Annotated in this window: 14 protein-coding genes; 6 read left to right on the top strand and 8 right to left on the bottom strand. The window is 69.3% G+C overall.

What is annotated here, in order from left to right; all coding sequences use genetic code 11:
- Nucleotides 1-87: 87 nt before the first annotated feature.
- The 5 genes from dnaE to BQ7355_RS04385 form a co-directional block, all read right to left on the bottom strand.
- Complete coding sequence (gene dnaE / locus BQ7355_RS04405; protein WP_072415103.1) at nucleotides 88-3,894, bottom strand: DNA polymerase III subunit alpha; 3,807 nt, start codon at nucleotides 3,892-3,894, stop codon at nucleotides 88-90.
- Nucleotides 3,895-4,255: 361 nt separating this feature from the next.
- Nucleotides 4,256-7,807 (bottom strand): UvrD-helicase domain-containing protein, encoded by a 3,552-nt coding sequence (locus BQ7355_RS04400; RefSeq protein WP_072415102.1) that lies wholly within the window; start codon nucleotides 7,805-7,807, stop codon nucleotides 4,256-4,258.
- 2 nt (nucleotides 7,808-7,809) lie between these two features.
- Complete coding sequence (locus BQ7355_RS04395; RefSeq protein ID WP_240307315.1) at nucleotides 7,810-10,812, bottom strand: PD-(D/E)XK nuclease family protein; 3,003 nt, start codon at nucleotides 10,810-10,812, stop codon at nucleotides 7,810-7,812.
- 140 nt (nucleotides 10,813-10,952) lie between these two features.
- Nucleotides 10,953-11,252, bottom strand: coding sequence for a YerC/YecD family TrpR-related protein (locus tag BQ7355_RS04390; RefSeq protein WP_072415100.1), 300 nt, complete (start codon nucleotides 11,250-11,252; stop codon nucleotides 10,953-10,955).
- Between the two features lie 174 nt (nucleotides 11,253-11,426).
- Nucleotides 11,427-12,443: an FAD:protein FMN transferase gene (locus BQ7355_RS04385; RefSeq protein ID WP_072415099.1), complete on the bottom strand. Its 1,017-nt coding sequence runs from the start codon at nucleotides 12,441-12,443 to the stop codon at nucleotides 11,427-11,429.
- Between the two features lie 87 nt (nucleotides 12,444-12,530).
- Between BQ7355_RS04385 and BQ7355_RS04380 the strand changes: the two genes are divergently transcribed.
- Nucleotides 12,531-12,893 carry a phage holin family protein gene (locus BQ7355_RS04380; RefSeq protein WP_072415098.1) on the top strand — a complete coding sequence of 121 codons (363 nt, stop codon included), beginning with the start codon at nucleotides 12,531-12,533 and terminating at the stop codon, nucleotides 12,891-12,893.
- A gap of 186 nt (nucleotides 12,894-13,079) precedes the next feature.
- On the opposite strand, the gene BQ7355_RS04375 is transcribed toward BQ7355_RS04380, so the two are convergent.
- Nucleotides 13,080-13,520, bottom strand: coding sequence for an RrF2 family transcriptional regulator (locus tag BQ7355_RS04375; protein WP_072415097.1), 441 nt, complete (start codon nucleotides 13,518-13,520; stop codon nucleotides 13,080-13,082).
- Between the two features lie 321 nt (nucleotides 13,521-13,841).
- On the opposite strand from BQ7355_RS04375, the gene cysK reads away from it, so the two are divergent.
- A complete protein-coding gene (cysK, locus tag BQ7355_RS04370; RefSeq protein ID WP_072415096.1) occupies nucleotides 13,842-14,780 on the top strand; it encodes a cysteine synthase A in 939 nt (312 codons plus the stop codon).
- Nucleotides 14,781-15,020: 240 nt separating this feature from the next.
- Nucleotides 15,021-16,187 carry a tRNA 2-thiouridine(34) synthase MnmA gene (mnmA, locus tag BQ7355_RS04365; RefSeq protein ID WP_205407563.1) on the top strand — a complete coding sequence of 389 codons (1,167 nt, stop codon included), beginning with the start codon at nucleotides 15,021-15,023 and terminating at the stop codon, nucleotides 16,185-16,187.
- Nucleotides 16,188-16,215: 28 nt separating this feature from the next.
- Here mnmA and BQ7355_RS04360 read toward each other — a convergent pair whose 3' ends face one another.
- Nucleotides 16,216-16,914 carry a YoaK family protein gene (locus BQ7355_RS04360; RefSeq protein ID WP_072415095.1) on the bottom strand — a complete coding sequence of 233 codons (699 nt, stop codon included), beginning with the start codon at nucleotides 16,912-16,914 and terminating at the stop codon, nucleotides 16,216-16,218.
- A 1,163-nt stretch (nucleotides 16,915-18,077) separates the two neighbouring features.
- Here BQ7355_RS04360 and mgtA point away from each other — a divergent pair.
- From mgtA to BQ7355_RS04345, 3 genes are all read left to right on the top strand, one after another.
- Nucleotides 18,078-20,861 carry a magnesium-translocating P-type ATPase gene (gene mgtA, locus BQ7355_RS04355; RefSeq protein WP_083581550.1) on the top strand — a complete coding sequence of 928 codons (2,784 nt, stop codon included), beginning with the start codon at nucleotides 18,078-18,080 and terminating at the stop codon, nucleotides 20,859-20,861.
- 441 nt (nucleotides 20,862-21,302) lie between these two features.
- Entirely contained in the window at nucleotides 21,303-21,962 is a 660-nt protein-coding gene (locus BQ7355_RS04350) for an HAD family hydrolase (RefSeq protein WP_072415094.1), read from the top strand.
- 190 nt (nucleotides 21,963-22,152) lie between these two features.
- A complete protein-coding gene (locus BQ7355_RS04345) occupies nucleotides 22,153-24,468 on the top strand; it encodes a YgiQ family radical SAM protein (RefSeq protein ID WP_240307314.1) in 2,316 nt (771 codons plus the stop codon).
- Nucleotides 24,469-24,658: 190 nt separating this feature from the next.
- Here the strand turns inward: BQ7355_RS04345 and BQ7355_RS04340 are convergent, their stop codons facing one another.
- Entirely contained in the window at nucleotides 24,659-25,969 is a 1,311-nt protein-coding gene (locus tag BQ7355_RS04340; RefSeq protein ID WP_143761723.1) for a hypothetical protein, read from the bottom strand.
- Nucleotides 25,970-26,067: the final 98 nt, after the last annotated feature.

The raw sequence follows: 26,067 nt of genomic DNA, 5'->3' as shown, positions 1-26,067 counted from the left end.
CTGAAGGCGGCGGAGCGCACGCCTAGCGTGCGGCGCCCCGCCGGCTGAGGGGCAAGATGCCGGGGCGACCCCGTGGCCGCCTGATGGCTAGATCACCGTGACGCGGCCGTGGGAGCCGACAATCCCCTTCACCTCGGCGATCAGCGGAATCGAGCGCGCATTCACCCGCGTCGGGATCTCGGCGCGCATGGTCTGGCCGTCTGCCTGCTCGACAAACAGCTCCACACGGTCGCCGCCGGGATTGGTTGCGAGCACCGTCGCGAGACGCGACATGTTGGGCTGGGAGAAGCGGGCGCTCGGGACCATGATCTCGAACACCTTGGGGCGGTTCGCCTCCTCGCTCAGCTCCAGCGGCAAGATCTCCTGCGCGATGATCTGGTCGCCGCGGTCGCTGCGCTCGAGCTTGCCGCGCACGCGGATGAACGCGTCGGACAGCACGGCGCCCGTCTCGGGGTCGACCTCGCCGTACAGGTAGCCCTCGGCCTCCTTGTACGTCTTGGGGAACACCACGACCGTGGCCTCGCCCTCCATGTCCTCGAGCGTGACGATGGCCATGGGGTCGCCGTTCTTGGTGACGCGCTTGGACACCTCGGACACCATGCCGGCGAACCAGTACGGCTTGCCCTCGGGGATCTCCTGGTTGATGGTGCCCTCGCCGGTGGGCGAGGCGATCTCGAACCCGGTGTCGATCTGGGACAGCGAGTACTCGCGCGCCTTGGCCAGCGCGTACTCGAACGGGCGCAGCGGGTGGTCGGAGACGTAGATGCCCAGAACGTCGCGCTCGGCGGAGAGCTTCATGTGGCGGTCCCACTCCTGGCCGTCGGGCTCGGGGATGACGACCTCGAAGCCGGAACCCTCGACGTCGCCGAACACGTCGAACAGCGAGGTCTGGCCGGCGGCGCGGTCCTTCTGGCGCTTCACCGCGGCATCGATGATATTCTCCGGGTTCGCCTTGTCAACGAAGTGCATGAGCTGGCGGCGCGGGTAGCCCGTGGCGTCGAACGCGCCCGCCTTGATGAGGGCCTCGATGACGCGGCGGTTGGCCTGGCTCGGGTCGACGCGCTCGACGAAGTCGTGCAAGTTCTTGTAGGGGCCGTTCGCCTCGCGCTCGTCGATGATCGCCTGGGCGACGCCCTCGCCCACGCCGCGGATACCCGCGAGGCCGAAGCGCACGCCCTCGGACGTCGCGGTGAACTCCTTGCCGGACTCGTTGACGTCCGGCGGCAGGACCGCGATGCCGTCGTGGCGGCACGCCGAGACGTAGTGCACGATCTTGTCGGTCTTGCCCGTGTAGGAGGTGAGCACGGCCGCCATGTACTCGTTGGGGTAATGGGCCTTCAGCCAGGCGGTCTGCATAACGAGGATGGCGTAGCCGGCGGAGTGCGACTTGTTGAACGCGTAGGACGCGAACTCGAGGACGTCGTCCCAGATGCGCTGGGCGGTCTCGCGCTTGTAGTCGTTGCGCTCCGCGCCGTTCATCCAGTGGTCGTAGATGGTCTCGTCCTCGCCGTCGGACCACTTGAACACCTGGTCGGTGAGCATCTTGATCTTCTTCTTGGCGACGGGCTTGCGGATGCGCGAGTCCGACTCGCCCTTGGAGAAGCCGCACATCTCGACCGAGATGAGCATGACCTGCTCCTGGTAGACCATGGTGCCGTAGGTCTCGCCCAGGATGCCGTCGAGGCGCGGGTCGTAGGAGACCGCGGGCTCCTTGCCGTTCATGCGGTTAATGTAGCTCGTGACCATGCCGGCGCCCAAGGGGCCGGGGCGGTACAGGGCGATCAGAGCGACCACGTGCTTGTACTCGGTGGGCTTCATGTTCTTGATGGTGGCCGTCATGCCCGCGGACTCGACCTGGAAGACGCCGGCGGTGCGGCCCGCGCTCATGAGCTCGAAGATCTTGGGGTCGTCGAAGGGGATCTTGTCCGGGTCGATGTCGATGCCGAAGTTCTTCTTGATGTTGGCCTTGGCCTTGGAGATGACCGTGAGGGTGCGCAGGCCCAGGAAGTCCATCTTGAGCAGGCCCATGTCCGCGACCGTATGGCCTTCGTACTGGGTGATCTCGACGCCGCCCTTGGTGTCGAGCTTGGTGGGCACGTGCTCGTTCACCGCGTCGCGGCAGATGAGGACGGCGCACGCGTGCACGCCCTCGCCGCGCGTCAGGCCCTCGATGGAGAGCGCGGTGTCGATGATGCGCCGCGCGTCGTCGTCCTTCCGGTAGGCGTCGGCGAAGTCCGGGTTGTAGAGGTCCTCCTTGCCCGGCTGCTTATCGAGCACCTGGCGGAGCTTCACGCCGGGGTCGGCCGAGACCATCTTGGACAGGCGCTGACCCATGTAGACGGGGTAGTCCAGCACGCGCGCGGCGTCGTTGATGGCCTGCTTGGCCTTGATGGTGGAGTAGGTGATGACGTGGGTGACCTTCTCGGGGCCGTAGAGCTGTCGAACATGCTCGATGACCTCGAGGCGCCGCTCATCGTCGAAGTCCATATCGATATCGGGCATCTCGGTACGCTCGGGAGAGAGGAACCTCTCGAACATGAGGCCGTTCGAGAGCGGGTCGAAGGTGGTGATGTCCATGGCGTAGGCGACGAGCGCGCCCGCGGCCGATCCGCGGCCCGGACCGACGCCGATGCCGTTCTGCTTCGCCCAGCGCACGTACTCGGCGACGATGAGGAAGTAGGCCGCGAAGCCCTTGTCGCAGATGACCTTGTATTCGAACTCGAAGCGCTCGCGGATGTCGACGCCGCCCACGGACTTGCCGTCCCAGTCGTCACCGTAGCGCAGGGCGAGGCCCGCCTCGCACTCGCGGCGGAACTGGCTCTCGTGCGTCTCCCCCTCGTCGAGCAGCGGGTAGTTGGGCAGGATGATGCTGTCCCAATCGAGCTCGACGTCGCACTTCTCGGCCAGCTCGACCGTGTTGTCGCACGCCTCGGGGCAGTACGGGAACAGCGCGCGCATCTCGTCCTCGGTCTTCATGTAGAACTCGGAGCCCTGCATGCGCATGCGGTTGGGATCGTCCACCTTGGAGTTCATGCCGATGCACATCATGACGTCCTGGATGGGGGCGTCGTCGCGCGTGAGGTAGTGGAAGTCGTTGGTGGCGATGACCTTGACGCCGATCTGCTTCGCGATCTCGATGAGCTTGCGGTCGAGCTCCTCGTCGGTGAGCCCGGAATCCGTCGTGATGCCGTGCTCCTGGATCTCGATGTAGAAGCTGCCGGGCTCGAAGAGGTCGCGGAAGGTCTCCGCCCACTCGACGGCCTTGGCCTCCTCCCCGCGGTCGATGCACTTGGGGATGATGCCGGCGATACACGCCGAGCTGGCGATGAGGCCCTCGCGGTGGCGGCGCAGGTTGTCCAGGGTGACGCGCGGCTTGTAATAGAAGCCGTCGACGGCGGCCTCCGAGACCGTCTGCATCAGGTTGACGTAGCCGCGCTCGTTGCGGGCGAAGAGCACCATATGGTAGAGCTCGGGCTTGCGGTCGCGGGCGAGCGTGTCGTCCGGCGTGAAGTAGACCTCGCAGCCGAAGATGGGCTTGATGACCAGGGGCGGCTTGGTGGAGTCGAGGCTGCCCTCGGCGTCCCAGGCGGCCATGTCCTTCTGGAACTGGGCGTAGGCGCGCGAATCGGCCTCGGGGTCGGGCTGCTCGAGCTCGCCGCGGCGGCCCTTCTCGAGGAAGGACTTGTCGTGGCTCCAGGTCTTGTACTCGGGCGTGCCATGGTTGATGGCGTCGCAGGCGAGGCCGAGCTCCGGAATGCCGTACATGTAGCCGTGGTCGGTGAGGGCGACCGCAGGCATGCCGAGGTCGACCGCGCGCTTGACCATATCCGAGATACGGGTCGCGCCGTCGAGCATCGAGTACTCGGAGTGGTTGTGCAGGTGAACGAATGCCATGTGTGGGTTCCAATCTGATGTGCTGAGATGACTTGCCGATCCGCCGGTTCCTTTGCGGACCATAGATTCTATAGCACCGTGCGGACACGGATTGCGTACACGCGTTCGAACGCCGAAGCAACACGGCTTGTTCGGTTTTTCAGGAACCCGCGGCGCTCCAGGACCTCAAATTGGGGACAGGCACCGAATTGAGGCCCATGCCGCGAAGAGCCTTGCGGCATGGGCCTCGGCCCGCAGGCCGCGCTCTAGGGCACACGGCGACCGCGCGGTCGGATTGTCCCACGCAGACAAGCCCGCGGGGCGGTGCTTGCGCTCAATTTAGTGCCTGTCCCCTTTTTGAGCGCAAAGGAACGCTGCAGGACTACAGCCGGTACTCCACCACCTGCGGCTGGGCGGGGTCGAACGGGTCGGGGACCTCGACGCGCACGAACTTGAGCGTCACCTGCTCGTAGCCGGCCTTGTGGAGGACGTCGGCGTACACCTCGGCCTGAAGGCGGTGCTTCTGCGTCAGCCGCTCGGGCGCCTCGTCCGCGCTGCCGCCGGTCTTGTAGTCGATCAGCAGCGCGCGCGTCGGGTGCGCGGGATCGGTGCACAGCAGGTCGATCGCGCCCTCCGCGTAGGCGCCGAAGCGCTCGGCGAGCCCGTCCATGCCCAGCGTGTAGAACGGGACCTCGGCGCGGCGGCAGGGCCACGCGAGCGCCTCGGCGCGCACCCCGGAGGAGAGCCAGCGCGCCATCGCCGCATCGAAGCGCTCCCTCTGGGCGGGCGTGCAGCCCCAGTAGCGGCAGAGCGTGTCGGCGCGCTCGGCGGGCAGCTCGTCGCGGTCGAGCTCGACCAGCCACTGGCATGCCGCATGGAAGGCGCTGCCGAGCGCGGTGGGGTCGCCCGCACTCGGCTGGGACGCGCGGGTGGCGCGCCCCTCGCGCAGAGCGTGCACCTCGTCCGGGGAGAGCGCGTCGTCCTCCCGGTCCTCCCCGGCCGATGCCGGATGGCGAACGGAGCGGTCCTCCCCCTCCTCGTGGAGCTCCGCCGAAATCGAGGAGTAGCTGTACGAATCGCGCGCCGGCGGAGCGGCAGGCACGACACGCATGTTGACGCGTTGGGGCTCCACGAGCGTGAACGAGTCCAGGCCCTCGACCGCATCCTCACGGGTGGAGGCGACGTCATCGCAATCGACCTGGACGTTCGCCTCGTACGCGACCCCGCCGTACGTGAAGTCCGAAAGGGCGATCAGCTCGAAATCGCCCGCCCGGGCGTTGTCGAAGGCGAGGCGGTCGCATGCGAGCGAGGCGCCGTGGTCGGGCAGGATGCGCTCCAGCACCGCGGGCGTGAGGTCGAGCTCGGGCTTGAGGGAGAGCTCCGCTCCCTTGCCTCGGCCGACCGGGGCGTCCATCGCGAGCAGGCACACCTCGCGGGCGCGCGTCATCGCGACGTACAGCAGGCGGGCGCGCTCCTCGAGCGCGAGGCGGTCCTCCTCGTCGCGCATGGAGAGCCACGCCTCGGCAGCGGAGCCGGTCGCGCACACGTCGTCGACCAGGCTGGAATCGAGCCAGGAACCGGAGGCGCCCGCGCCGCTCAGGAACTTCTTGAAGAGCTTCTCCACCTCGGAGCCGTCCACGTAGGCACCAAAGGAGTCGCGGCAGCTCGGGAAGCGCGCCGGCAGGGCGACGACGTCGAGCGAGCCGTCGTCGCGGCGCGCGGACTGCATGCGCTCGGAGTTGGACCGGATCGAGAAGCACTCGGACACCGCCACCACGGGGAACTCGAGCCCCTTGGACGCGTGCACCGTCATGATGCGCACCGCGTTGCCGCCCTCCTCGTTGAGCGCGCCGGGGGCCTGCTTGCCGGCGAGGAAGCGGTCGTACGCGAGTGCTATCTGGCGCGGCGCGCACCCCACCTCGGCCTCGGCCTCCGCGACGGCGTCGATGGCCTTCAGGACGTTGGCGGCCTGCGCGCGGCCCTCCGCCCCGCGCGCGGCGAGGCGGACCATCCAACCGGAGTCGTTGACCACGTCGCGCACGATCGAGGCGACCGGGTCCTTCCCCAGCCGGGACAGCGCGCGGCGCAGCACGGCGCGCGCCCGCTCGAGCAGCGGGAGCTCACCGAAGCCCGGCGCGTCGTCGTCGAGCAGGATGCCGAGCTCGATGTTGCGGCGGCGCGTCTCCCCGGTCTGCGCGTCCAGCGCCGTCGCCAGCGCCAGGAACTCCTGGACGCCCAGGGCGAACAGCGGCGAAGCGAGCACGGGTGCCAGCCCCTGCGCGGTGTCGGCGAGATTGCCGAGCATGTGCACGAGCGCACGGACGGTCTTGGCCTCCTCCGTACCCGCGAACACCGAGCCGCCGCTGATCACGCAATCGAGGCCCTCCGCGCGGATGGCCTCCGCGTACACGCCCGCCCGGGGCATGCCGCCCAGCAGCAGCACCATGCCGCCCACGGGCTGCCCAGCGTCGGCGAGCTCGCGGAACCTGCGGGCGATCGCGGCGGCCTTCGCCGCCGTCCGCTCGTCGGTGCCCCCGCCTGCGACGAGCAGCGCCTGCCTGCGCGAGGCGCCCTCGGCGATCAAGCCGTCCTTGCGCCCCTCGTGGGCGAGCAGGTTGAGGAAGCCCGGCATGATGCCGCCCTGCTCGTCGTCGAAGATGCGGGCGACGTACTCGAGCACCTCGGCATGGCTGCGGAAGTTCTCGACGAGCTTGACCACCGATCCCTCGGCGCCCGCAGCCGCCCCCGCCTCGATGCGCCGCTGGGCGCGACGGAACACCTCGACCTCGGCGCCGCGGAACCGGTAGATCGACTGCTGCGCGTCGCCCACGGTGCACAGGGCGCGCCCGCCCGCGCCCGTCAGGAAGTTGATGAGATCGACCTGCTGCTGGTCGGTGTCCTGGAACTCGTCGATCATGACCATGGCGAACTTGCCGGCATACGCGTCCCGGACGCCGGGATGGTCGCGCAGCGCCTCGTAGGTGAGGCGGAGTAGGTCGTTGTTGTCGAGCGCCGAGCGCTCCGCCTTGAGCGCGTCGTACTCGCGCCCGACGGCGCGGGCGAGCGCGAGCAGCTCGTCGAGGGCGGGCCCGCCGAGGGCCAGATAGGCGTTGACGAAGGCGTCGGCCGCCTCCGCCTTGAGCCACGCCACCTGCTCCTTGGGAAAGGCCTTGCTCGCGCGCGGCACCCCGCAGGCGAGCATGCACGCGGCGAGGTCGCCGCGCGTTTGAGGGCCCTCGAGGAAGGCCTCCAGGGCATCGAGGGCGGTGTGGGCGATCTCGGTCGCCTTGGGGCTCGCCCCGAGGCACGGGCGGTAGGCGTCCATGAGCCCCGAGAAGTCGACGGCGCCGCGGGCGAGACGGATGTCGTCGAAGCCGCGGGCAGAGGAGCTCGCGCGCTCGAGCAGGACGCGCACCAGGCGCTTGACGCTCGTGCCGGCCTCGAAGCCCTTGGGGTCCTTCTCGCCGGAAAGCGGGTACCACTGCTGCAGCTCGCGCAAGCCGCCCTGCTCGCGGGAGACCACGATGTCGACCGCGCGGTCCATGAGCGGGCCGGAGACCGACTCCTCGATCACCGTGAACTCGGGGTCGAGCCCGAGCTCCAACGCATGGGCGCGCAGGATGCGCGAGCACATCCCGTGGATGGTCGAGATCCAGGCGTCGTCGACCTGCAGCGCCGCGTCGTCCATGCCCGCCTCGATGAGGGCGCCGCGGACGCGCTCGCGGATCTCGGCGGCGGCGTCCTTGGTGAACGTGATGGCGAGGACCTGGTCGAGGCTCTGGATGAAGGGCCCGGACTCGGGCGAGAGCGCCCACAGGATCCTGCGCGTGAGGGTGAAGGTCTTGCCGGAGCCGGCGCCCGCCGAGACGAAGAGCGGCCGGTCGAGGGTCGTCACGATATCGCGCTGCTGCGGCATGAGGGTGGAGAGGTCCATCGTTATGCGTTCCTCCGCTTGAATCCGAGGTCGTGGTTGAATGCGCACCGCGGGCCCGGCTTCCCGGGCGCCGCGACGCAGCCCGCCTCGAGGGCATCCAGCTTGCGCGCGACGGCCCGCTCGACGCGGTCGAGCAGCTCGTCGAAGCCCATGGAGCCGCCGTGGTCGACGTCCGGGAAGCCCGCGCGCAGGCCCGGCACGCGCCCGTCGCCGCGCTCGACCTCGGCGAGCTCCTCGGAGACGGCACCGCGCAGGGCGGGGGCGCCGCCCTTGGTCGAGAAGTAGAGGGCGCCGCGGGTATCGAGGGCGAGCTCGGAGTGGCGCAGGGCCTGGGCGTAGACGAGCGCCTGCGCATGCTTGGGCAGCCAATCCGGATCGTCCGCCGGGACGGTGCCGTCGTCCTTCGCCACCGTAGGGTCGGTCAGCTTGAAGGCGTCGACGTCCGACCGGTGCTTGTAGTCGATGACCACCGCGCGGCCCTCGGCGTCCACGTCCACGCGGTCGATGCGCCCGCCGAGGGGCCTGCCGGCGTATTCGACGCCGAGCCCGTTGAAGGAGTACTCGAGGTACTTCGGCGCGAAGGGCGAAAGCGCCTCGGCCTCGTAGCGGACGACCGCCTCGAGCTGCGGCAGGATCTCGTCCACCTGCGCGCGCTCGAGGGCCGAGTGCGCCACCAGAGCGGCTGAGCTCGAGGTCTTGTTGCGGGCGTGCTCGGCGCGGACCTCGTCGAACGCGTCTTTCAGGCGCTCCAGGCAGCGAACGAGGTTTTCCGGCGTGACGCGGGCGACGCCCTCCTCGATGAGCGCGGCGTGCAGGCGGTACATGACGTCGTGTACGAAGTTGCCCTTCTCCATGTTGCCGAAGCCCGCATCGAGCGACTGCGTGCGGATGCGCGAGGACATGAACCAGCACAGGGGGCAGGTGGCGTAGCTCTCGATCTGCGATGCCGAGAGCTGACGCGGCACCAGGCGGCCGGGGTCGTTCGCGTCGCGCTGGTACAGGACCAGGTGCCGGACGGCGTCGCCGCCGAGCCCCTGCGGGGGCAGGCATGCGACCTGCCTGCGGGACAGGCCCGTCCCGCCGGCGGTATCGAGGTTCCCCACGATGTCGCCCTCGCCCACCGAGACGGTGCGCGGGCGTCGTCCGGCGGCGCGGGCGGCAGCCGCGAGCTCCGTCCACATCGCCGCCGGATAGCGGTCCTTCGCCTGCCCGTCGTGCGCCACGCGCGCGAGCACCGCGCCCGAGCGGGCGGAGGCGAGCGCACGGTGGAAGAGGTCGCGCAGGCGCGCGGCGGGCTCGAGCTCGACGGGCGCGAGGCCGAGCTTCGCGGCGAGCGTCGCGAGCGCCCCCTCCTCGTGCGAGAGCGGGAAGCTGTCGACATCGACGTCCGCGACGAAGACCGCGTCGGCGGAACCCACGGGCAGCAGCGCGGCCTCGGCGACGGTCATGAAGCGCACGCAGGGCGGCTTCGCGCCGCCGTCCGGGCCGTCGTGGGCGGAATCGCCCGGCTCGGCGCGGCGGCGCGCGGAGACGGCCAGGCCGTCGAGCACCGAAGCCGCCACGGACTGCCGGACGTCGAGCTCGCGCGCGGTGTCCACCAGGGCCTCGATGGCCTTCGTCGCCATGGAGGTCTCGATGGCGCCGCGCACCGCGCCGTCCCTCCAGCCGAAAGCGCTCGACGGCAGCGCCGTCGCGACCGCGCACATGGCCTTGAGCGCCGAGACCGGCCGGCCTTGCCACAGGCAGGACACGACGCCGCCGCAGACCGCGGGGACGCGCGCGTAGCGCTTCGACCGATCGGAGCGCCGGCGCACGGTCTCGGTCTGGGTCTGGTAGCTCTGGAGCGTGCGAAGGATCGCCTCGGGCGTGATGGAGCGGTCGGAGCGGATCTTCTTGTCAAGCTTGCGCGCCGAGTTGGAATCCATGCCGGACAGCGGCGAGTACAGCCAATCGGCAAGCTCCGGCGCAGGCCACCACGTCGCCGCGCGGCCGGGGTCGTCGCCCGCCTCCTTCATGCGCGCGACCAAATCGGACAGCGCGACGAACTGGCGCCCGACCGAGGTGTCGCCGAAACGCGCGACGACGTCGCATTCCGAGCAGACGCCGCGGGCGGCAAGGCGAGGCGCGACCTCGTCGAAGACCTCAACGGGATGCGCGGCGGCGACGACGACCTCGCGCCCGTCGCCCACGAGCTCCAAGATCGCGTCGGCATAGGCGGCGGCACGGGCATGCGGCCCCGCCGCCTCGAGGAACTCGGGGGCGCTGGAGGGGGCCGATATGGACGCGGCGGGCGCGCCGGGATCGAGGGCGCGCGCGGGCGCGCCCAGCTCGGCGGCGAGCGAGCGCTGGTCGGGATTGAGCAGCCAGGCGACCTGGCCCGCCTCGGCGACGGCGCGCAGCAGCCGCATGAGGGAGCCGGACATGCGGCCGACGTCGCGCACGGCGACGAAGCGCGCGCAGGCCGGGGCTTCCGCCGCGACGAGACGCGCCAGGATGCAGGCCGCCTCGGACGCCTCGATGCGGCCGCGCGCGCGAAGCATCTCGGCATAGTCCGCGACCAGCGAGAAGACGACCCGCTCGGCATCGCCCTCGGGCTCAGCCGGATCCGCGGCGGGCGCCGGCGCGACGATGGCGGGCAGCAGCGCCTCCGCGATCCGCGCGACGAGGCGGACCGTGCCGGGGTTGTCGCGCAGCGGCGCGAGCGCGCAGGGGTCGCAATCCGCCATCAGGGAGGCGACGAGCATGCGGCGCTCGAGCGGCCCGATGGTGCGGCGCCCGTCGCCGAACAGCTCCCAGAGCCCCTCGACCCACGACGCGGGCGTCGCGACATCGATCGCCGCGCCGGCACCGGCATCGGCGAGCGCGCGCCGGCAGAGGTCGCGCTCGGCAAACGTCGGCACCAGAAGCGTCGCGCGACCGTGCTCGCGCGCGCCCGCCGCGAGCAGCGCGACCTCGGCGGCGGAGAGCCGCGAGCCGGATTGAGTTGAATAGACCGTCAGCGCCATGCGTCCCATCCTCGGTAGTCTTGTGTCCGACCCTATCCTACACGCCCGCGCGGACACGGGGGCAAACAAGACCGCCCCCGCCGCAGGTCGCGCGGCGGGGGCGGCGGTGCGCTCGATGTCCTGGCGTGCACGGGAAGGCGCTACTCCCCGTCCTCCAGCTTGATGAGGATGCGGCGGTAGCCGCCGTGCTCGCCGTTGAGGGCCTTGGAGACACGGCTCACCGTGGTCGAGGAGGCGCCGGTGCGGGCCTGCACCTCGACATAGGGCTCGCCTTCGTCCAGATAGCGCGCGACCTGCAGGCGCTGGGCGAAATCGCAGATCTCGCGCGGGGTGCAGAGGTCGGTGAGGAACGCGCGGGCCTCCTCCTCTCCCTCGAGCAAGAGGACTGCGCGAACGAGCTGCTCGACATCTGCCCGCTCAAACATCTGCTCAATATTCATAGCACATCACCGTATCCCATCGCCCCGCCGCGGACGGGGCACGTTGCGTTGCGTGACGGCGCGCGGAGCCCAAGCGTCCACGTCGGCCTGATGCAGTGTATCACACCACTTGGCTAAAGCGCGCACGACCCGCGAGCGGCGTCGGCTCCACGGGCTCGACACGAAACCGTGCCCTCATGCCACCTCGACCAAGCCGGACAGCCCGCTCGTCCAGCGGACACCGCCCCGCACGTCCACGAAGACCGCCTCGATGCCCGCGACGCCCTCCACGAACGCCGGCGCCTCGCGCGAGCCCATCATGAACAGGGTCGTCGAGTAGCCGTCCCCGTCGATCGAGCGCGGCGAGACCACCGTGGCGCACGCCAGGTCCGTCTCGGCGGGCATGCCGGTCGACGGGTCGAGGATATGGTGATACACGCGGCCGCCGCGGGCGAAGCGCCGCTCATGGGCCCCGCTCGTCACGACCGACCCGTCCACGACCGCGACCGTCGCGATGCATCGGTCGGGCGCACAGGGGTCGACGATGCCGATGCGCCAGGGCTCCCCCGTCGCGCGGCCCCCGTGCACGAGCACGTTGCCGCCCAAGTTGAGCGCATAGCGGTCAAAGCCCGCCGCCTCGATGCGGGCGGCGAGGTCGTCGGCCACATACCCCTTCGCGATGCCCCCGAGGTCGAGGGCAGCCTGGGGGTCCTCCAGGGCGAGCATGGACGCGCCGTCCGCACCGGTCCATGCGCTCACCGCGCGGTGGTCCACGTGCGCCAGCGCCCGGGACAGCGCGAGGCGCGCGGGCACCGCGCCCCGCCTGAAGTCCCACAGGCGCGTCACGGAGCCCATCGTGATGTCGAACCGGCCGCCGCTCGCCTCGCAGTAGGCGTGCGCCGCCTCGACGAGCTCCGCGGTCTCCGGTTCGACGGGCACGGGCGCCGGCGCGGCGGCGAGCGCGCGGGAGATGTCGGAATCGGGGAGCATGCGCGAAAGGGCGCGCTCGAAGAAGGTGCAGCGGTCCCGCGCCTCGAGCAGGGCCGCGTCCGCGCGCGCCGCCCAGGCGTCGTCCGCATCGACCCCGTCGTCCGCGTGAATCGCGAGGCGCACCCGCGTGTCGAAGACCTCGAAGGCGATCTCGCGGTGCCCGCTCCCGTCCGAAGGGGGGCGCGCCGCGCTCGGCTCAACATGACTCGGCCCCTGCTGCAACGCCGCGCCTCCTTTGGGAACAATCAACGATATGCGCGGCGCCCGCCGGCACCGCGCGACCAGCATACGACAGAAAGCGGGGCTCCCATGCGCTTTATCCTCAACTGGCTGCTCACCTCGGTCGCGGTCGCCGTCTCGGCCGCCATCGTGCCCGGCATCGCGCCCTTCGGCGGAGCCGACCCCTGGATCTGCTTCCTGCTCGTCGGGCTCGCCCTCTCCGTGGTCGACTCGCTCGTGAAGCCGTTCGTGACCGTCATCTCGCTGCCGGTCACCATCGTCTCGCTCGGCATCTTCCAGCTCGTGGTGAACGGCTTCATGCTCGAGCTCGCCAGCTGGCTGTCCGTCAACCTGTTCGGCGCGGGCATCTCCATCGCCGGGTTCTGGTCGGCCTTCGTGGGCGCGATCATCGTGAGCATCGTCGGCTCGATCCTCGGCGTCCTCAAAGACTAGGATGGGCCGCCCTGCGCGGCGGCGCGCAGGGCCTCGGGGCGGGCGGGTCGGACGGACCTCGCCACCCCACCGACCGGCCGCGCCCGGCACCGCGCGCGCCGAGACGCATCCTCGATATGACTATGGGGGCCGCAGCCCCCATAGTCGCCGCCCCGTTGTGCCGATGCGGCGCGCCGCCATGCCGCGCTAGCGCGCGCAGGGCCCCATGTCCCCCTCGAGCGGCGTCCCCTCGACCAGGTCGGCGAGGGTCACGCTGTCGAGCGTCTCCGAGATCCGGCGGTCCAGAACGCGCCACACGCCGATCGTGGGGCACGTCTCCGCGTGCTCGCAGCCGTCGCGCCCGCGATCGATGCAGGCCACCGGCGCGAGGGAGCCCTCCGTAAGGCGCAGGATCTCGCCGATCGTATAGCTCTCGGGCTTGCGCGTCAGACGGTAGCCGCCGCCTTTGCCGCGCGCGCCGGACAGCATGTCGTTGCGCACGAGCACGGACAGGATGTTCTCGAGATATTTACCGGAGACGCACTGACGCTCGGCGATCTCCTTCAGCGGAACGCGGCCCGCACCCTGGTGGCGAGCGAGGTCCACCATGACGCGCAGCGCATACCGTCCCTTAGTCGAAACCAGCATGTTTCCTCCCGTTCATACATACGAGACAAACATACCACAGAACGCAGGTGTTGATTCCGCATGAACATTCGCCGAACAGACGGCAGCGCTCTTACGCCTCTATCGCCCGAAACGATATGATTCTCCTTTAGTGAAGAGGGCATTATTAAAGCAGCTGGGAACCGCGCGCCGCCGGGGCCGTTCGGCCGCCCGCTCCCAGCGGTGCGCACGCGCGGGGCAGTGCGTGCGCGTGTTTATTTCCGTTTTGATATTCCTATTGACTCGATAGGTTTTTAGACGTTGAATACGACCCACCGGAAGCCGAGCATCCAAGGAGGAAGCATGAAGAAGATCTACCGTTCCGTCGACGAGCTCATCGGACGCACCCCGTTGCTTGAGCTCGCAAGCATCGAGCGCACCGAGGGCCTACGGGCGCACGTGCTCGCCAAGCTCGAGTACTTCAACCCCGCCGGCTCGGTGAAGGACCGCGTGGCGAAAAGCATGCTCGACGCCGCCGAGGCGGCCGGAGAGATCCGTCCCCGCGACGGATACACCATCATCGAGCCCACGAGCGGCAACACCGGCGTCGGCCTTTCCGCGCTCGCCGCCGCGCGCGGGTACCGCGCCGTCATCGTGATGCCCGACACCATGAGCGTCGAGCGCCGCCTGCTCATGAGCGCCTACGGCGCCGAGCTCGTCCTCACCCCGGGCGCCGAGGGCATGAAGGGCGCCATCGCGCGCGCCGAGGAGCTCGCCCGCGAGACCCCCAAGAGCTGGATCGCCGGCCAGTTCTCCAACCCCGCCAACCCCGCGGCGCACGTCGCCGGCACCGGTCCGGAGATCTGGGAGGACACGGACGGGAAGATCGACGTCTTCGTGGCCGGCGCCGGCACCGGCGGCACGGTGACGGGCGTGGGCGGCTACCTCAAGGAGCGCAATCCGGACGTGCGCGTGGTCGCCGTCGAGCCCGCGGGCTCCCCCGTGCTCTCCGGTGGCGCAGCGGGACCCCACAAGATCCAGGGCATCGGCGCGGGCTTCGTGCCCGCGGTGCTCGACCGCTCCGTATACGACGAGATCGCGCCCGTGCGCGACGAGGACGCCTTCGCCGGGGCGCGCCTGATGGCAAGCCGCGAAGGCGTGCTCGTGGGCGTCTCCTCCGGCGCCGCGCTCTGGGCCGCCATCGAGCTCGCGCGGCGCCCCGAGTGGGAGGGCAAGACGATCGTCGCCCTCTGCCCCGACACCGGCGAGCGCTACCTCTCCGGCCCCCTGTTCGCCGAATAGCGCGGCAGCGCCGCCGCGTGCCAAAGGGGACAGGCCCTCGCCAAGAGGGACGTACCCTAACGGCACGGCTGAACGTTCGGCGTGCCGTTAGGGTACGTCCCCTTTGGCACGCGCCTCGGCGCACGGACTTCTTGAACGCCTCCGGGCGCATCCCCTACACTACCTAGACCTGTCCGCGCGGCGCCGCGGGCCCACCCGGGCTTCCGTGCCGCGCATCATCCGAGCGAAAGGCGGACCCCCATGCAGCGCGTGCTCGTGGCCATGAGCGGCGGCGTCGATTCCAGCGTGACCGCGTACCTGCTCAAGGCGGCGGGATACGACTGCATCGGCGCCACGATGCTGCTCTCGGGCGGCTGCGCGGGGCCGTCGTCGTGCGGCGCGGCCTCGGAGGCCGACGACGCGGCGGCGGTCTGCCGACGCCTCGGCATGCCCTGGAGCGCCCTCGACATGCGCGCGACCTTCGCGGACGCCGTCGTCGACAAGTTCGTGCGAACCTACGAGGCGGGGCGCACCCCGAACCCCTGCATCGACTGCAACCGGCACCTCAAGTTCGGCGCGCTGCTCGACCACGCACGCGCGGAAGGCTGCGACTTCATCGCGACCGGGCATTACGGCCGCACCGGGCTGCTCGCCGACATGCCGGCCCCCGACGGCCCCGCGGCCGGCCTGCTCGACGAGATCGGCGCGCGCTGCGGCGGACCCGAGCGCGTGCATGCGCTGCGCACGGGCATCGACCCGACGAAGGACCAGAGCTACGTGCTCTACTCCCTCACCCAGGAGCGTCTCGCCCGCGTCCTGCTGCCCTTGGGCGAGCTGCGCAAGGAGGCCGACGTGCGCCGCATCGCGCGCGAGCAGGGCTTCGAGAACGCCGGCAAGCGCGACAGCCAGGGCATCTGCTTCGTTCCGGACGACGATTTCGCGAGCTACATCGAGCGGCGGCGCGGACGGGCCCTTCCCGAGGGCGACATCGTCGACGCCGCGGGGAACGTGCTGGGCCGCCATCGCGGCGCGATCCGCTACACCATAGGCCAGCGCAAGGGGCTGGGCGTCGCCTGCGCGCACCCCGTGTACGTGACGGCCATCGATGCCGCCGCGAACACCGTGACGCTCGGTGAGGCCGACGACCTGCTGGCCTCAGGGCTCATCGCCGACGACTGGGTCTGGAGCGCCCCGGCGGACGCCATGGAGGAGCTCCTCGACGAAGCGGGCGCGGCCGGGGTGCCCGCGGGCGCGAAGATCCGCTACCACCACCCCACGCGCGCATGCCGTATGCGCCGCGGCGCAGACGGCTCCGTAGAGCTCGCGTTCGACGAGGACGAGCGCGGGATCGCGCCCGGTCAGGCAGTCGTGGCATACGCCGGGGACGTCGTGCTCGGCGGCGGCACCGTGGTGCGGGCGCTCCGCTAGCAAGGCGGCGGGCGACCGACGCGACCGGCTACTCCAACTCGTCCGAGACCTCGCGGGCGCCCTGGTCCGCGCGGGCCTCGCGGTCGGAGAACATGAGCAGGAACGCCGCGAACAGCAGCAGCGAGCAAAGGGCGATCGACGAGAGCCCGAAGCGCTCGAGGCACCAGTTGCCCAGCACCGCACCGAGCACGAAAACGGCGATGACGCCGAAATAGAGCGCGCCGTTCGCAAGGAACCCGCGGTTGTGCGTGATGATGTAGTCATCCACGCTCTGCAGGGCGCTGCGCAGGTTGCCGATGCACATGGTGGTGGCGATGCCGCGCCCGTGGATCTTGCGGAAGCTCTCGACCTGCATGCCGCAGGCGAGCGAGGTGAGGCAGTTGGCGAGTATGTTGCAGTCGGCGGAGAGCAGGCCGACCGCGACGAGGATGGCGGCCTCGACGAGCACCGTCACCTGCCGCCAGTGCATCGCGCTCGACATGCGCTCATGGACAAGGTCGCTCGCCATGATGCCGACGGCGAAGCAGAGAACCGGAAGGAAGTAGCGAAGCGCGAGCTGCAGGTCGCCCTCGGAAAGGTGCACCCCCACGAGCAGGATGTTGCCCGTCTGCGCGTTGGCGAACACGCCGTCGCGACCCATGTAGGAGTAGACGTCCATGAAGCCGCCCACGAGGGCGAGGATGATGCCGAGCTCGATCGACTCCGAGACCTGCTTCGCGCGCTCCATGCGCCCTCCTTCCCACATCCCCACCGGCACGGCGGGGCCTTCCGCCTCTAGGGTACGACACCGCGCGCGCCGCGTTTCCCGCCAACGCGAATACGACCGAAAACCGCAACATAGCGCCCAGCGCCCTCGGCTTCCGCACCCGCCTCGGATCAGGAGCAGCCCCTCATATGAGGTCCCCAGCCCCATCCCAGGCGCAGGGCCCGGGCGTCGCGGCGAGCGCCAGGGAGGGGCGGACGCCAGGGCAGGCGTCGGGAGGCCGGCGCTCGACGGCACCTCAGATCAGGGGCGGCCCCAAAATTGAGGTCGCGAGCGTGAGCGAGGCCCCTCGATCGAGGTCGACGCCGGGAGAGGCGAGGCGGGGGCGGGTGCCCGGGAACAGGCGACCGACCTCAGATCAGGGACAGTCCCTAACTTGAGGTCGGGACTGCGGACCACATTGAGGTCCTCGGCGCAGGGGGATCCTCGACGCAGGGGGACGACCTCCGCGCAAGACGGGGCCGGCTGCTCGCATCGGCGCGCCCAAGCCTCAGAAACGTGCCCGTCCCCCATCCGAGGCCCCTCGATCGATGCCGGGGCTAAGGCCGAAGCGCGCCCCGTCGCGCCATCGGGGCATGCCCTTGACGAGGCGCCGCCCTCCCGCACACCGCGTCCCGTTTCTTCAGGCAATCGCCATATGGTGTACATATGATTGATTTACAACAGGTGTATCGTTAGCGCCGTTTTCGGAGCCGGTCTTCCGCAAGCTCCGCGTAAGGTTTTGGAATATGCCCTCGAACCCCGTTGACAGGCGTCTTCCATTACCTATACTTTCGCTAGGTTTATACGAGGCCTCGGCCAGACCGCAAGGAGGTGCAGCCATGGACGGTGTCCCCGGCAGCGGATCGCCCAATGCGGCGCACGTTCGATTGCGTCCGTGGCAGGCCCTCCGCACCACTCGCACGCTCCGCTAGAAGCCGAGCGCCCCGGCCGCGCATCCCGAACGGCCCGCCACCCCACCACAATCGATACCAGCATGCACCGCCCGCCTCCAGCGAGCGCCCCTCCCGTGCGGCACCGCCGCGTCGGGAGCGGAGCTCCCCTGGCCATCCACGGCGATCCTGTGCCCTTCCCCAGAGTCGGCGCCGCATTCGGCGCCCCGTACAGCAAGGATCAGGAGGTGCGATATGTCCAAGATGACGTGCACGATTCAGCAGCTCCACCGCTTCCGCTCCCAGAAGCGGACCGTTCAGACCAGCGAACTCGATCGCCTGGTGACCTATGCCGCGACCCACGACGCCTCCGCGGTGCTCGACGAGCTCGGCAGCGACGCGCACGGCCTCGACGAGGCCTCCGTCCGCGAGCTCATCGAGACCTACGGCAAAAACGTCGTCGAGGAGGAGCGGCGCGACTCTCCCCTCCGCCGCCTCGCGGCCGCCTTCGTCAGCCCCTTCATCCTCATCCTCGCCGCGCTCGCGGCCATCTCGGTCTACACCAACGTGATCCTCGCCGCCCCGGGCGAGGCCGACCCTTCGACCGCCGTCATCATCGGCATCATGGTGCTCACCTCCGGAACGCTGCGCCTCTCCCAGGAGTCCAAGAGCGAGAGCGCCGCCGCCGCGCTGAAGGACATGGTAACGACCACCTGCTGCGTCGTGCGCGAGGGCGAGGCCGGGCGCGACGGGGCGACGGGTCGCGACGGCGCGGGCACCGAGATCCCCATGGACGAGATCGTCCCCGGGGACATCGTCCGCCTCTCCGTCGGAGACATGGTCCCCGCGGACGTGCGCATCGTCACCGCCAAGGACCTGTTCGTCACCCAGTCGGCGCTCACCGGCGAGAGCGAGCCGGTCGAGAAGTGCTCCGATGCGGTCTTTGGGGATCAGGATGCGCCCCGCGCGCTGTCCATCTCCGATTGCACGAACATCGCCTTCGCCGGAACCACCGTGCAGAGCGGCTCGGCCACCGCGGTCGTGCTCTGCACCGGACGGAGCACCTACCTGGGCAGGGTCGCCCGTGCCCTGGAGGCCAAGCCCGTGCGCACGAGCTTCGACGTCGGCGTCGCCGCGGTCTCCCGCGTGCTGGTGGCGTTCATGCTCGTGATGTGCCCGATCGTGTTCGTCGTGAACGGCCTCACCAAGGGCGACTGGCTCGACGCGCTGCTGTTCTCGATCTCCATCGCCGTGGGCATCACCCCGCAGATGCTGCCCGTCATCGTGACCACCTGCCTGGCGCGCGGCGCCACCGAGATGTCCCGCCACGACGTCATCGTGAAGAACATCAGCGCCATCCAGAACCTCGGCGCAATGGACGTGCTGTGCTGCGACAAGACCGGGACGCTCACCCAGGACAAGGTCGTGCTCGAGCGCCATATGGACGTGATGGGCCGCGACGACGACCGCGTCCTGCGCCACGCCTTCCTCAACAGCTATTTCCAGACCGGGCTCAAGAACCTCATCGATGTCGCGGTGATCGAGAAGACGCGCGAGCTCGCGGAGACCGACGCCGCCGTGCGCGAGCTCGAGAGCCGCTACACCAAGGTGGACGAGATCCCCTTCGACTTCGAGCGCCGCCTCATGAGCGTGGTCGTGGAGGACGCCGGCGGCAAGACCCAGCTCATCACCAAGGGCGCGGTGGAAGAGGTGCTCGGCGCGTGCACGTGCGTGGAATACGACGGCCGCGTCCAGCCGCTCACCGACGGATTGCGCGAGCGCGTGCTGGATCGCGTGCGCGGGTTCAACGACGAGGGCATGCGCGTGGTCGCGGTTGCCCAGAAGACCGACCCGCGCCCCGCGGGTGCCTTCTCCCGCGCCGACGAGTCCGACATGGTGCTCATAGGGTACCTGGCCTTCCTCGATCCGCCGAAGGAGAGCGCCGCTGCCGCCGTGGCCAAGCTCGCCGAGTACGGCGTGGGCGTGAAGGTGCTCACCGGTGACAACGAGGGCGTCGCCGCGGCCGTGTGCCGCAAGGTGGGCATCGACCCCTCCGGCATGCTGCTGGGCAGCGAGGTCGACGCACTCGACGACGCCGAGCTCGCGCGCCGCGCCGATGAGTGCCAGCTCTTCGCCAAGCTCTCGCCGCTGCAGAAGCAGCGCGTGGTGAGCGTCCTGCGCGAGCGCGGCGGCCGCACCGTGGGCTTCATGGGCGACGGCATCAACGATGCCGCCGCCATGCGCGCGAGCGACTGCGGCATCTCGGTGGACACCGCCGTCGACATCGCCAAGGAGAGCGCCGACATCATCCTGCTCAAGAAGGACCTGATGGTGCTCGGGCGCGGCATCATGGAGGGCCGCCGCACCTACGGCAACACCATCAAGTACATCAAGACCACCGCGAGCTCCAACTTCGGCAACGTGTTCTCGGTGCTCGTGGCCAGCGCGTTCCTGCCGTTTTTGCCCATGACGGCGCTGCAGCTCCTGCTGCTGGGCGTGGCGTACACCGTGAGCTGCGCGGCGATTCCCTGGGACAACGTGGACGACGAGTTCCTGCGCGAGCCCAAGACCTGGGACGCCCAGTCCATCGTGTCGTTCATGCTGTGGCTCGGGCCGACGAGCTCCGTGTTCGACATCCTCACCTACCTCGGGATGTTCTTCTTCGTCTGCCCGCTCGTGGTGGGCGCCCCGTTCTCCGGGCTCACGAGCCCCGCGCAGGCCGCCCTGTTCGCCGCCGTGTTCCAGACCGGCTGGTTCGTCGAGTCGATGTGGACGCAGACCTTCGTGCTGCACATGCTGCGCACCGAGCACCTGCCCTTCGCGGGAAGCAGGCCGGCTGCCTCCCTCACCGTCCTCACGGTGGGCGGGGTCGCCGCGGTGACGGCGCTGCCCTATCTGCCCGTCGTGGGGCCGGCACTCGGGCTGCACCCGCTCCCGCTGCCGTTTTTTGCGCTGCTCCTCGCATGCATGACCCTCTACCTGCTGCTCTGCGGGGCCGTCAAGGCAGCGTACGTGCACCGGCACGGCAGCCTGCTCTAGCGCGGCGGCCGCGGACGCGCGGGGCGCCCGGCAACGGCGATCAGGCGAACCCGGTCGCCCTGCGCGCGAGAACCGGAGCGCTTGGCCCGTGATCCGAGGCCGATGCGGCACGGTTTCCGTGCGGCCTGCACCGACGATCGTCATATCGGGCACGTTTTTCGTACCGATTGAGCGCATGGCCAAGTACACCCCGAATTCGCTCTTCAGCGAGCTGGGGTTTTATCGCAGGATGCAGCGGTCTACTTGGCGAAAACCAAAACGAGTACGAAAAACGTACCCCATGCGCACGCAGACCCACTTCCGATCGCCTCGCGCGGCCCAGATTCCCGCTCGCAGCGCGCGGCGCACCGCAACGCGGCCGCCGGCATGCCGCAGGGCGCCGTCGTGCGCACGCCGCCGAACTGCTACCATGCTGTGGACCATTGCGACCAAGGAGCCGGCATGCAGGCAGTCATCTTCGATATGGACGGGACCCTCGTCGACACCGAGCGCGTGAGCCAGGCGGCATGGCGCGCGGCGGGGCGCGACTTCGGCATCGCGATCCCCGAGAACATCCTGCACGCCTTCGTGGGCTGCAGCATCCCCGACGCCATGAAGATGATCGACGCGGAGTTCGGCGACCCCGATTTCACGGCCCGCCTCTTCGATCGCCGCCACGAGATCTTCGACGCCACCTGGGAGGACGAGCTCGAGCTCAAGCCGGGCGCAGCGGAGGCCGTCGCGGCCGCCCGCGCAACCGGAGCGGCCGTGGCGCTCGCAACCTCGAGCGTCCGCGAGCGCGCCGTCGCCAGCATGGAGCGCTTCGGCCTCATGGCGCTCTTCGATGCCGCCGTTTTCGACGAAGACATCCAGCACCACAAGCCCGCGCCGGACGTCTACCTCGTCGCCGCCGGGCGCCTCGGCGTCGAGCCCGCGCGGTGCGTCGCGGTGGAGGACTCCTTCAACGGCGTGCGCTCCGGCGCCGCGGCGGGCATGCGCGTGATCATGGTCCCCGATTACAACGAGCCCACGCCCGAGATCCGCGCCCTGTGCCACGAGATCCTGCCCACGCTCCACGAGCTGCCCGCGACCCTCGAGCGTATGGGATCCGCGGACATCTAGCACCGCAACAGCGCGGGCGCCCCGCATCTGCACCCGGACACGGACCGCCGCGCGGGGATGCACCGACGGCTTCGAGCCGCTCGCCGCGGCGCGAGCTTCTGTTTTATGGATTACCCATCTGATGCCTCGGCGATGGGCTGCACGCTTGTCGTATGCTGGAACGCGATCGAATCCGACGAAAGCGAGCAACATGTCCAAACGTCCCGCCAAGAACCCTGCCCCTGCCCGTGGGGGACACCGTGAGCCCTCGCCCTCTCGACCCGAGGCCGCCAAGAGGAAAACCAGCCGGGAACCTGGAGAGGACAAGCCGGCGAGAGCGGAAAAATCCCCGACCAACCGCAAGCCCGCCGCGAGCGGCACCCGCCCCGCCAAGAACCGCAAGGCCGCCGCACACGGCAAGGCCGACGGCGGCGCACCATCCAAACCCGCCGGCGAACATGCAGCCAAGCACTCCACCGTCCGTGCCGTCCACCCCAAGGGCCGTCCCTCCCGCGAGGCCTTCCTGCCCGTCTCCCGCGCCGACATGGACGCCCGCGGCTGGGACGCCTGCGACTTCGTCTACGTCTGCGGCGACGCCTACGTCGACCACCCGAGCTTCGGCATGGCGATCATCACCCGCGTACTCGAGCACGCGGGCTACCGCGTCGGCATCATCTGCCAGCCCGATTGGACCGACCCCGAAAGCATCGCCGCGCTGGGCGAGCCGCGCCTGGGCTTCCTCGTGTCCGCCGGCAACATGGACTCGATGGTCAACCGCTACACCGTCAACAAGAAGCCGCGCCACGAGGACGCCTACACCCCCGGCGGCAAGGCGGGGCGCCGCCCCAACCGCGCCGTCACGGTCTACGGCAACCTCATCCGCCGCACGTACAAGGACAAGCCCATCATCATCGGCGGCATCGAGGCGAGCCTGCGCCGCCTGGCGCACTACGACTACTGGCAGGACAAGCTCAAGCGCTCCGTGCTGCTCGACTCCAGCGCCGACCTGCTGATCTACGGCATGGGTGAGCACGCAATCGTCGAGATCGCCGACGCGCTGGCGGGCGGGCTGTCCGTCGACCAGATCACCTACGTGAACGGCACCGTCTACCGCACGAGCGGCGCGGGCGCGCTCGACGAGGTCTACGACTACGATCTGCTCCCCTCCTGGGACGAGCTCGAAGCCGACCGCCTCGCCTACGCGCGCGGTTTCAACATCCAGCAGCAGAACATGGACCCCATCACCGGCGGGCGCCTGGTCGAGCCCTACCCCAACGGCGTCTACGTGGTGCAGAACCCGCCGTCGGCGCCCCTCACCACCGCCGAGATGGACGAGGTCGCCGAGCTGCCCTACGCGCGCCACTGGCACCCCGACTACGACGAGGCCGGCGGCATCCCCGCCTTCGACGAGATCCGCTTCTCCATCTCCAGCAACCGTGGCTGCTTCGGCGAGTGCTCGTTTTGCGCGCTCACCTTCCACCAGGGCCGCATGCTGCAGGTCCGCAGCCGCGAGAGCATCATCCGCGAGGCGGAAGCCCTCACGCGCGACCCCGAGTTCAAGGGCTACATCAACGACGTGGGCGGCCCCACAGCGAACTTCTTCAAGCCCGCGTGCACAAAGCAGTTCACGCACGGCGTGTGCAAGAACCGCCGCTGCCTATGGCCGAGCGTCTGCCGCAACATGGACACCAACGAGGACGCCTACGCCGACCTGCTGCGCGACCTGAGGCAGCTCCCCGGCGTCAAGAAGGTCTTCGTGCGCAGCGGCATCCGTTTCGACTACACCATGGCCGACGCGAGCGACAAGTTCCTGGTCGAGCTGCTCCAGCACCACGTGAGCGGCCAGCTGCGCCTGGCGCCCGAGCACGTGAGCGACGCCGTCCTGTCCGTCATGGGCAAGCCGCGCCGCGAGGTCTACGACGCCTTCGTCGAGCGCTTCGAGCGCCTCTCGGCCGAGTACGGCCTCAAGCAGTACGTGGTTCCCTACCTCATCTCGAGCCATCCGGGCTCCACCATGAAGGAGGCCGTCGAGCTGGCAGAGGCCGTGCGCGACATGGGCTACATGCCCGAGCAGGTGCAGGACTTCTACCCTACGCCCTCGACCATGAGCACCTGCATGTTCTACACCGGCGTGGACCCGCGCACCATGGAGCCGGTCTACATCCCGCGCGACCCGCACGAGAAGGCCATGCAGCGCGCGCTCATCCAGTACCGCAAGCCCGAGAACTACAGGCTCGTCCGCGAGGCGCTGCTGCGCGCCGGCCGCGAGGACCTCATCGGCTACGGGCCCAAGTGCCTCATCGGGCCCGTCCCGCCGGCGGGATCGGGCGCCAAGGGCGGCTCGAGCAAGAAGCGGAGCGGCGGCAAGCGCGGGGGCAGCGGCGCATCGGGCTTCGGCGGGAACGGCGGCAAGGGCAACGGCGGTCGCGGCGGCGCCTTCGGGCGCACGGGCAAGGGCGCCGCGGGCACCAACCCGCACGCGCGCAACCGCGCCGCCCAGGGACGCCAAGGAGCCAACCGGCACTGAGGGCGCCCGCGGACGCGGTGCGACCTTTCCGGACGCAGCGCGCGCCGACGCCGCAGCAACAAGAACCCCGATAGGACGTGAAGCGAAAACGGGATGCCGCCTCACGCGACATCCCGTTCGCACTATCCGGAGCCGCCGCGCCCTATCTGCGCACACGGCATGCCTCAGCAGCTATAGAGCTTAGGACCGTCTACTCCGACGCATCCTTCATCGTGTAGACCAGATCCGAAGCATCGTACATATCGTTCGTCGAGGTTGCGTCGCGCACGAGGACGACCGACTCGGTTTCGATGGACCCGCGCATGCACTTCGCCTTCGCGTCCTCCTCGTCATCCGAGAGCCTGAACGTAAAGGAGACCCCGTTTGCCTCGTCCTTGAGCATAAGTTCGGCATAGCCGCTCCCGGGCTCCCTGCTCACGGTACCCGTGAGGTCGCCGGACAGGTTCACGTTCTGATAGGTCCAGCTGGAGCTGATGGCGGAGACCTGCGTGGTCGTGTAATCGTAGGTGTACGTCGCGCTCACCTGGGCACCGTTCTCGTCAATCGGGCCGAGCGAGATGGAGCTCACCACGCTGCCGTCATAGTTTCCGGACTGCGGATACTCCGTCAGCTCGAAGGTCTTCCCGGCGATCAGCCACTCCGTCTTCTGATTGCTGAGCTCCGGCTCGCCTTCAGCCTGCCAACCGTGCTCCTCATCGAACTCGAAAACGTACTTCTGGTCGACGCTCTCCTTCACGAACCAGGTCCCCATGACCTCCGTACGCGTCAGGACCGAGGTGTACGTCCCGTCTTTCTCGTCGAACGAGATCTCCTCGTTCTCGTATTCGCAGTCCTCATCCGTATCGCTCACGTAGTCGATGCCCTTGAGCGGCTTGGTCGAAACGTCCGCGACCTCGAGATCGGTCATCAAGACAAACTCCTCGTCATCGACTCGGAGCTCTTCGGGATACCAGATGTACTGCACGGAGCCGGCGAAGGTCGACTCAAAGCTCTCGTTCGCCACGGTGCCCTTCACCTCGACGTCGTACGTCTCCATGTTCGTGAGGTCACCACCCTTGGGAAGCTTCTCCGTGCTCACCACCTCGAACGAGGTGACCTCATACGGGGTGTCCTCGACATACGAGGATGAGAGGAAACCGGTTGTGAGACCGCATTCCTTAATGAGGTCGCTCTCGACCTGCTCGGCCGAGATCTTCGGTGAGCTGCCGAGGAGACTCCATGCCGTGAACGCGATGAGCGTGACGGCCGCGATGGCGATGGCCGCGATCACAGCCTTTTTGGGAACGGGCTTGTTGAAAACAGGCTTCTTGAATCCGGACTGCGGGACCGGCTGCGAGGCGGGCTCGGACTTGGATTCGGCCGCGGGCTCGAACGCGACGGCGGGCTCGACTTCGGCGGCAGCCCCGCCAGACGACTCGACATCGTGCTCGACGGCGGGCTCCACCGTCGGCTCCGACGGCGCGGGCGGCACCGTCTCGGCCGTTGCCTGATCTTGATTCAACTTCGTTCCGCACTGCCTGCAGAACGCGGTTCCGGATGCGCTTTCCGCACCGCACTGGGGACACAACATGGCGTACGCCTCCTTTTTCTCGATTCCGC

Source organism: Collinsella phocaeensis (assembly GCF_900119895.1).
Taxonomy (GTDB): Bacteria; Actinomycetota; Coriobacteriia; order Coriobacteriales; family Coriobacteriaceae; genus Collinsella; species Collinsella phocaeensis.
Note: the sequence above shows the minus strand (reverse complement) of the source record. Positions and strands in the feature narration are given on the sequence as shown.